6 protein-coding genes are annotated in these 7,412 nt (G+C 64.8%); 2 read left to right on the top strand and 4 right to left on the bottom strand.

Annotated features, from left to right (window positions below; all coding sequences use genetic code 11):
- Window positions 1-261 precede the first annotated feature (261 nt).
- Both ACVOMF_RS20065 and ACVOMF_RS20060 read left to right on the top strand, forming a co-directional pair.
- Window positions 262-822, top strand: a complete 561-nt coding sequence (locus ACVOMF_RS20065) for a recombinase family protein (RefSeq protein ID WP_001161490.1) — start codon at window positions 262-264, stop codon at window positions 820-822.
- Window positions 823-825: 3 nt separating this feature from the next.
- Window positions 826-3,792, top strand: coding sequence for a Tn3-like element TnAs1 family transposase (locus tag ACVOMF_RS20060; RefSeq protein WP_001138014.1), 2,967 nt, complete (start codon window positions 826-828; stop codon window positions 3,790-3,792).
- Here ACVOMF_RS20060 and ACVOMF_RS20055 read toward each other — a convergent pair.
- From ACVOMF_RS20055 to ACVOMF_RS20040, 4 genes are all read right to left on the bottom strand, one after another.
- Window positions 3,789-4,190, bottom strand: coding sequence for an MCP four helix bundle domain-containing protein (locus ACVOMF_RS20055; RefSeq protein WP_481510832.1), 402 nt, complete (start codon window positions 4,188-4,190; stop codon window positions 3,789-3,791). The two genes, ACVOMF_RS20060 and ACVOMF_RS20055, sit on opposite strands and share 4 nt — an antisense overlap.
- Before the next feature lie 296 nt (window positions 4,191-4,486).
- Window positions 4,487-6,448 carry a chemotaxis protein CheA gene (locus tag ACVOMF_RS20050; RefSeq protein ID WP_481510831.1) on the bottom strand — a complete coding sequence of 654 codons (1,962 nt, stop codon included), beginning with the start codon at window positions 6,446-6,448 and terminating at the stop codon, window positions 4,487-4,489.
- A 36-nt stretch (window positions 6,449-6,484) separates the two neighbouring features.
- Window positions 6,485-6,850 (bottom strand): response regulator, encoded by a 366-nt coding sequence (locus tag ACVOMF_RS20045; protein ID WP_038688521.1) that lies wholly within the window; start codon window positions 6,848-6,850, stop codon window positions 6,485-6,487.
- Window positions 6,847-7,155: an STAS domain-containing protein gene (locus tag ACVOMF_RS20040; protein ID WP_481510830.1), complete on the bottom strand. Its 309-nt coding sequence runs from the start codon at window positions 7,153-7,155 to the stop codon at window positions 6,847-6,849. Before ACVOMF_RS20040 ends, ACVOMF_RS20045 begins: the two co-directional genes overlap by 4 nt.
- Window positions 7,156-7,412 lie beyond the last annotated feature (257 nt).

Raw genomic sequence — 7,412 nt, 5'->3', positions numbered from 1 at the left:
CCTTGGTGTCCGGCAACGCCAGCAGGCTTTCGCGCTCGGCGGCGGAGAGGATCGAACGGCGGGGCATGCGGTTTCCTTCTTCTTGAAAACGTAGGTTTGTGACAAGCCCGCTAAGGCAACCGGCGCCGTCAGAATAGAGTCTGCTTTCCCATTTTTTGACACATGCCCGCGAAGGTTATAGATTTCAGCCTGACAGAAATGGGCTTTGAGGCACAACGGAACAGAAAGTGCACTTAAGCCGCCTTCAACCAAGGAGACATCGTGCAGGGGCACCGCATCGGCTACGTCCGGGTCAGCAGCTTTGACCAGAACCCGGAACGCCAGCTGGAACAAACCCAGGTGAGCAAGGTGTTCACCGACAAGGCATCGGGCAAGGACACCCAGCGCCCCCAGCTCGAAGCGCTGCTGAGCTTCGTCCGCGAAGGCGATACAGTGGTGGTGCACAGCATGGATCGGCTGGCCCGCAACCTCGATGACCTGCGTCGCTTGGTACAGAAGCTGACTCAGCGCGGCGTGCGCATCGAGTTCCTGAAGGAGGGCCTGGTGTTCACTGGCGAGGACTCGCCGATGGCCAACCTGATGCTGTCGGTGATGGGGGCCTTCGCTGAGTTCGAGCGCGCCCTGATCCGCGAGCGGCAGCGTGAGGGCATCGCCTTGGCCAAGCAGCGTGGCGCGTACCGGGGCCGCAAGAAAGCCCTGTCCGATGAGCAGGCTGCTACCCTGCGGCAGCGAGCGACGGCCGGCGAGCCCAAGGCGCAGCTTGCCCGCGAGTTCAACATCAGCCGGGAAACCCTCTACCAGTACCTCCGCACGGACGACTGACACATGCCGCGTCGCTTGATCCTCTCGGCCACGGAGCGGGACACCCTGCTTGCGCTGCCGGAAAGCCAGGATGACCTGATCCGCTACTACACCTTCAACGACTCCGACCTGTCGCTGATCCGCCAGCGACGCGGCGACGCCAACCGCCTCGGCTTCGCCGTGCAGCTCTGCCTGCTGCGCTACCCCGGTTACGCGCTGGGAACCGACAGCGAGCTGCCCGAGCCGGTCATCCTGTGGGTGGCGAAGCAAGTCCAGGCCGAGCCGGCGAGCTGGGCAAAGTACGGCGAGCGCGACGTGACCCGTCGCGAGCATGCCCAGGAACTGCGCACCTACCTGCAACTGGCCCCGTTCGGCCTGTCCGACTTCCGCGCCCTGGTGCGCGAGCTAACCGAGCTGGCCCAGCAGACCGACAAAGGCTTGCTGCTGGCCGGTCAGGCCCTGGAGAGCCTACGGCAGAAACGACGCATCCTGCCGGCGCTGAGCGTGATTGACCGGGCCTGCTCGGAAGCCATTGCGCGAGCCAATCGGCGGGTCTACCGCGCCCTGGTCGAACCACTCACGGACTCGCATCGGGCCAAGCTGGACGAGCTGTTGAAGCTCAAGGCCGGCAGCAGCATCACCTGGTTGACCTGGCTGCGCCAGGCACCGCTGAAACCCAACTCTCGGCACATGCTGGAACACATCGAGCGGCTGAAGACATTTCAGTTGGTGGACTTGCCCGAAGGCCTGGGCCGGCACATCCACCAGAACCGCCTGCTCAAGCTGGCCCGCGAGGGTGGGCAGATGACGCCCAAAGACCTCGGTAAGTTCGAGCCGCAGCGCCGCTACGCGACCCTGGCCGCCGTGGTGCTGGAGAGCACCGCGACCGTGATCGATGAGCTGGTCGATCTGCATGACCGCATCCTGGTCAAGCTGTTCAGCGGCGCGAAGCACAAGCATCAGCAGCAGTTCCAGAAGCAGGGCAAGGCGATCAACGACAAGGTGCGCCTGTACTCCAGGATCGGCCAGGCGCTGCTGGAAGCGAAGGAAAGCGGCAGCGACCCCTATGCCGCCATCGAGGCGGTGATTCCCTGGGACGAGTTCACCGAGAGCGTCAGCGAGGCCGAGCTGCTGGCCCGGCCGGAAGGCTTCGACCACCTGCACCTGGTCGGCGAGAACTTCGCCACCCTGCGCCGTTACACGCCGGCCTTGCTGGAGGTGCTGGAACTGCGCGCCGCGCCGGCCGCGCAAGGCGTGCTGGCAGCCGTGCAGACCCTGCGTGAGATGAACGCCGACAACCTGCGCAAGGTGCCGGCCGATGCACCCACGGCCTTCATCAAGCCGCGCTGGAAGCCGCTGGTGATCACCCCGGAAGGCCTCGACCGGAAATTCTACGAAATCTGCGCCCTGTCCGAGCTGAAGAACGCCCTGCGCTCCGGCGACATCTGGGTCAAGGGCTCGCGGCAGTTCCGCGACTTCGACGACTACCTGCTGCCGGCCGAGAAGTTCGCCGCACTCAAGCGCGAGCAGGCCCTGCCCCTGGCGATCAACCCGAACAGCGACCAGTACCTGGAAGAGCGTTTGCAGCTGCTGGACGAGCAGTTGGCCACCGTCACCCGCCTGGCCAAGGACAACGAGCTGCCCGATGCCATCCTCACCGAGTCAGGGCTGAAAATCACCCCGCTGGATGCGGCGGTGCCGGATCGGGCGCAGGCGCTGATCGACCAAACCAGCCAGTTACTGCCGCGCATCAAGATCACCGAACTGCTGATGGACGTGGACGACTGGACGGGCTTCAGCCGCCACTTCACCCACTTGAAGGACGGGGCCGAGGCCAAAGACAGGACGTTGCTGCTGTCCGCAATCCTCGGTGATGCGATCAACCTCGGGCTGACCAAGATGGCCGAGTCGAGCCCCGGCCTGACCTACGCCAAGCTGTCCTGGCTGCAAGCCTGGCACATCCGCGACGAAACCTATTCGGCGGCCTTGGCCGAGCTGGTCAACCACCAGTATCGCCACGCCTTTGCCGCCCACTGGGGCGACGGCACGACCTCATCCTCCGATGGCCAGCGCTTCCGCGCGGGTGGCCGGGGCGAGAGCACCGGGCACGTCAACCCGAAGTACGGTAGCGAGCCGGGACGGCTGTTCTATACCCATATCTCCGACCAGTACGCGCCGTTCAGCACCCGCGTGGTGAATGTCGGCGTCCGCGATTCCACCTATGTGCTCGACGGCCTGCTGTACCACGAGTCCGACCTGCGGATCGAGGAGCACTACACCGACACGGCCGGCTTCACCGATCACGTCTTTGCCCTGATGCACCTGCTAGGCTTCCGCTTCGCGCCGCGCATCCGCGACCTCGGCGAAACCAAGCTGTACGTGCCGCAGGGCGTGCAAGCCTACCCGACGTTGCGCCCGCTGATCGGCGGCACCCTGAACATCAAGCACGTGCGTGCCCACTGGGACGACATCCTGCGCCTGGCCAGCTCGATCAAGCAGGGCACCGTCACCGCCTCGCTGATGCTGCGCAAGCTCGGCAGCTACCCGCGCCAGAACGGACTGGCCGTGGCCCTGCGCGAGCTGGGCCGGATCGAGCGCACGCTGTTCATCCTGGACTGGCTGCAAAGTGTTGAACTGCGCCGCCGCGTGCATGCCGGCCTGAACAAAGGTGAGGCGCGCAACTCGCTGGCCAGGGCGGTGTTCTTCAACCGCCTTGGGGAAATCAGGGATCGGAGCTTCGAGCAGCAGCGCTACCGGGCCAGCGGCCTCAACCTGGTGACGGCGGCTATCGTGCTGTGGAACACGGTGTACCTGGAACGCGCCACCCAGGGGTTGGTCGAGGCCGGCAAGCCGGTGGACGGCGAGCTGCTGCAATTCCTGTCGCCGCTGGGCTGGGAGCACATCAACCTAACCGGCGATTACGTCTGGCGGCAGAGCCGCAGACTGGAAGACGGGAAGTTTCGGCCCTTACGGATGCCCGGAAAACCTTAGCGTACGATTTTTTCCGAATTCTGCGGGCTCCCCATCTTGTTGTACAGGGCCAGCTCATCGGTGCTGTAACCGGCTTCGATGTCGTCGTAGGCCTTCTCCGCAGCTTCGATCAGCTTGCGGGTGTCCGCCATGCGCTTGTCGTAGTCGGCCAGCTGTGCGGCGTCACCTTGGTAGTTGAGCTGGGCCTGCTCGAAAGTACGGAACTCACCCAACTGGGCGCGCATCTCGCCGAGCTGCTGAACCGCTGGCATCCAATTGTTGTTGACCTGTTCGATCTGGCTATCGGCCACGTCCATGCGCCACACCGCGAACAGTGCGAGCAGCAAGGTGAGCAGGCCGGTGCTGCAGAACGCAAGCACCAGCTTCCGGGTGATCGACAGGTTCTGGAACCACTTCATTGCAGGCATCTCCGTAGACGGGCATAGGGGCTATCCACAGGTCCGGCGCTCCTGGGGAGTGTCATGAGTGGTGCAGGCCGCGACGGAGGCCCCAGGTTGGTTGACAACCTGATTGCATTGCGATGCGGTATCGGCACGCCCGCGGCGTTCTTGAAGGCGTCGTTTGGCGGAGATTGAGCCACCCCGCAGCCGGCGATCGTGCAGCTGCTGGCGGCATCCCTGCACGATGCGGGCACGGCAAAGCGCCGCACGCCCAGTCGCTGGGCATGCGGCGCCACATGCGTGTTACTGCGTGGTCAGGCGGCCTGCTGGGTGCGCAACGACCGCACCAGGCCACCAATATCGACGATCAGCGCGACGCGGCCATCGCCGAGGATGGTGGCGCCAGAGACGCCGCTGATACGGCGGTAGTTGTTCTCGATGTTCTTGACCACGACCTGCTGCTGGCCAATCAACTCATCCACTTCCAGCGCGATCTTCTGGCCATCGCCTTCGACGACGACCACCAGCGGCTCGGCCTGTGGATTGTCGGGGTAGCCGTAGTACTGGCCCAGCGACAGGATTGGCAGGTATTCGCCGCGAACCCGCAACACGCGGCCTTCGCCGGCCATGCTGCGGATGTCGTCTGGCTGCGGCTGCAGTGCTTCGAGCACATAGGCCAGCGGCAGGATCAGGGTTTCGCCAGCAACCGATACGGTCATGCCATCAAGGATGGCCAGCGTCAGTGGCAGCCGGATCAGCACGCGGGTGCCGGCACCGGTACGGCTTTCCAGCTGTACTTCGCCGCCCAGTGCTTGGATGTTGCGACGTACCACGTCCATGCCGACACCACGACCGGACAGGTCGGTGACCGCATCGGCGGTGGAGAAACCGGGCTGGAAGATCAGATCCCAGACCTGTGCATCGGTGGGGTTGTCGGGCACGCTCAAGCCGCGTTCCAGCGCCTTGGCGAGGATCTTGTCGCGGTTCAGGCCGCGGCCGTCGTCGCTGACTTCAATGACGATGTGGCCGCCCTGATGCGATGCCGCCAGGGTAATCGTGCCGGTCTCGTCCTTGCCGGACTCCCGACGCACGTCCGGCATTTCCAGGCCGTGGTCGATGGAGTTGCGGACCAGGTGCACCAATGGATCGGCGATCTTTTCGATCAGGCCCTTGTCCAGCTCGGTGCCTTCGCCGATGGTGCGCAGGCGCACCTGCTTGCCGAGGCGGCTGGAGAGGTCGCGGACCAGGCGCGGGAAGCGGCGGAACACGGCATCCACCGGCAGCATGCGCACGCCGATGACGGCTTCCTGCAGGTCGCGGGTGTTGCGTTCGAGCAGATCCAGACCCGCCAGCAGCTGTTCGGCATGGGCCGGATCAAGCCCGCCGGAAACCTGCTTGAGCATGGCCTGGGTGATGACCAGTTCGCCGACCAGATTGATCAGCGCATCGACCTTGTCGACGCTGACCCGGATCGAGCTTTCGGCTTCGTGCTGCTGGCCGCTGGCGGGCGCTTTGACGGCGGCCTCGGCGATGTTGGCAACGGCCTCGGCGGGCGCTTCCACTGCAAGGCTGGGGGGGGCGGCCGGACGGATATCCAGCTCGCAGTCATCGACCACCCAGGCGAAGGTGTCTTCGATGCGGCTGCGCGGCACTTTGCCAACCAGGCCCAGGTCCCAGGCCAGGTAGGCTTCCAGCGGATCGAGCTGGTCGAAGCTGGGCAGGCGCGCCATGCGCGGCTCGACGTGCAGGGAACCCAGGGTTTCCAGCTCGCGGATGATGCGCAGCGGGTCGTTGCCGCTCATGAACAGCGACGGCGCCGGGGCAAAGCCAATCTGCCAGGCGTCCGGGGTTTCTTCCTGCTTGACTGCCGCCACGGCAACCGGTGCCGCGCCCGACAATACCGCCTGCAAGCGGTCGGTTATCGCCTTGACGGCTGCCGGGTCGGCGGGCTGACCGTGTTCGACCTCGCGCAGCAATGCGCGCAGTACGTCCACTGAACCCAGCATCGCATCGACCGCGTTGCTTTCGAGTGCGCGTTTGCCCGCACGCAGCTCATCGAGCAGGGTTTCCAGCACGTGGGTGAGTGCGGCAATGGCGTCGAAGCCAAAGGTGCCGGCACCGCCCTTGATGGAGTGGGCGGCGCGGAACACCGAATTGATGACTTCAGGGTCGTGCTGGCCGTCTTCCAGTGCCAACAGGCCGGCCTCCATTGCATCCAGCCCTTCGCGGCTTTCTTCGAAGAAGGTGGCGTGGAAACGTTGCAGGTCCATGCTCATTGGCGCGGTATCCGATCGGTGGGGCAGGTGGGCTGATCAGCCCAGGACTTTCTGTACGGTGGCAACCAGCTGTTCTGGATTGAACGGCTTGACCAGCCAACCGGTGGCACCGGCGGCCTTGCCTTCGGATTTCTTGTCGGCGGCCGACTCGGTGGTCAGCATCAGCATCGGCGTGAACTTGTAGTCCGGCAGCTGGCGCAGTTCGCGGATCAGCGAGATGCCGTCCATGTTCGGCATGTTGACGTCGGTGACCACGGCGTTGAAACGCTGGCCCTTGGCACGCCCCAGGGCGACCGCGCCGTCCTCGGCTTCTTCAACCGAAAAGCCGGCCGAGGTGAGGGCGAAAGAGACCATCTGGCGCATCGACGCCGAGTCGTCCACCACCAAGATTCGTGCGCTCATGCAGCGTTCTCCACAGATTTCGTTGTGTCAGGGGTTGCTTCCAGACCGAGGGTCCGGAGGACACCGAGCAGGCGCGCGGCGTCACGGAAGGTGTCGGTAGCGTTGTCGAAGACGGTGCCGTGGCCGGCCTGTTGACGGGCCAGCACGAAGGCGCACAGCACCTGCATCGCGGCGGTGTGCACACGGCCGACCTGGCCGGCATCCACGTGCAATTCGCCCGCTTGCGGCAGGTGGGTTGCCAGTTGTTGCTTCAAGTCGCTGGTGGACTCGATGCCGAGATCCTGGGCGAGGGCCACAGTGCTCATCGTTGCTCCGAACAAACGTTACTGGGAGAGATAGCGGCGATATGCCCGTGATCTTTAGGGGGGCGATGCGCTGCAGCAGATAGTGTTAACGAGCGCACGGTTTTGGGCTTTGCCCCCTCCCTTGCGCCGAAGGCGTAGGGGAGGGCCGGGGAGGGGTAGCTTTTGGCTGGGTAGAGCCGCGGCCAGAGAGGCCGGGGGCGGTAACGGTAAAACACAAGCCCCCAATGGGAAGGACAAGCCTTGGCATCACCCCCGAA

Source organism: Stenotrophomonas sp. STEN022, assembly GCF_056760155.1.
Note: the sequence above shows the minus strand (reverse complement) of the source record. Positions and strands in the feature narration are given on the sequence as shown.

Excerpts from the sequence above, each read along its gene's own strand:
- ACVOMF_RS20050 (WP_481510831.1), bottom strand. The coding sequence starts at position 6,448 with ATGAGCATGGACCTGCAACGTTTCCACGCCACCTTCTTCGAAGAAAGC.
- ACVOMF_RS20055 (WP_481510832.1), bottom strand. The coding sequence starts at position 4,190 with ATGAAGTGGTTCCAGAACCTGTCGATCACCCGGAAGCTGGTGCTTGCG.
- ACVOMF_RS20045 (WP_038688521.1), bottom strand. The coding sequence starts at position 6,850 with ATGAGCGCACGAATCTTGGTGGTGGACGACTCGGCGTCGATGCGCCAG.
- ACVOMF_RS20040 (WP_481510830.1), bottom strand. The coding sequence starts at position 7,155 with ATGAGCACTGTGGCCCTCGCCCAGGATCTCGGCATCGAGTCCACCAGC.
- ACVOMF_RS20060 (WP_001138014.1), top strand. The coding sequence starts at position 826 with ATGCCGCGTCGCTTGATCCTCTCGGCCACGGAGCGGGACACCCTGCTT.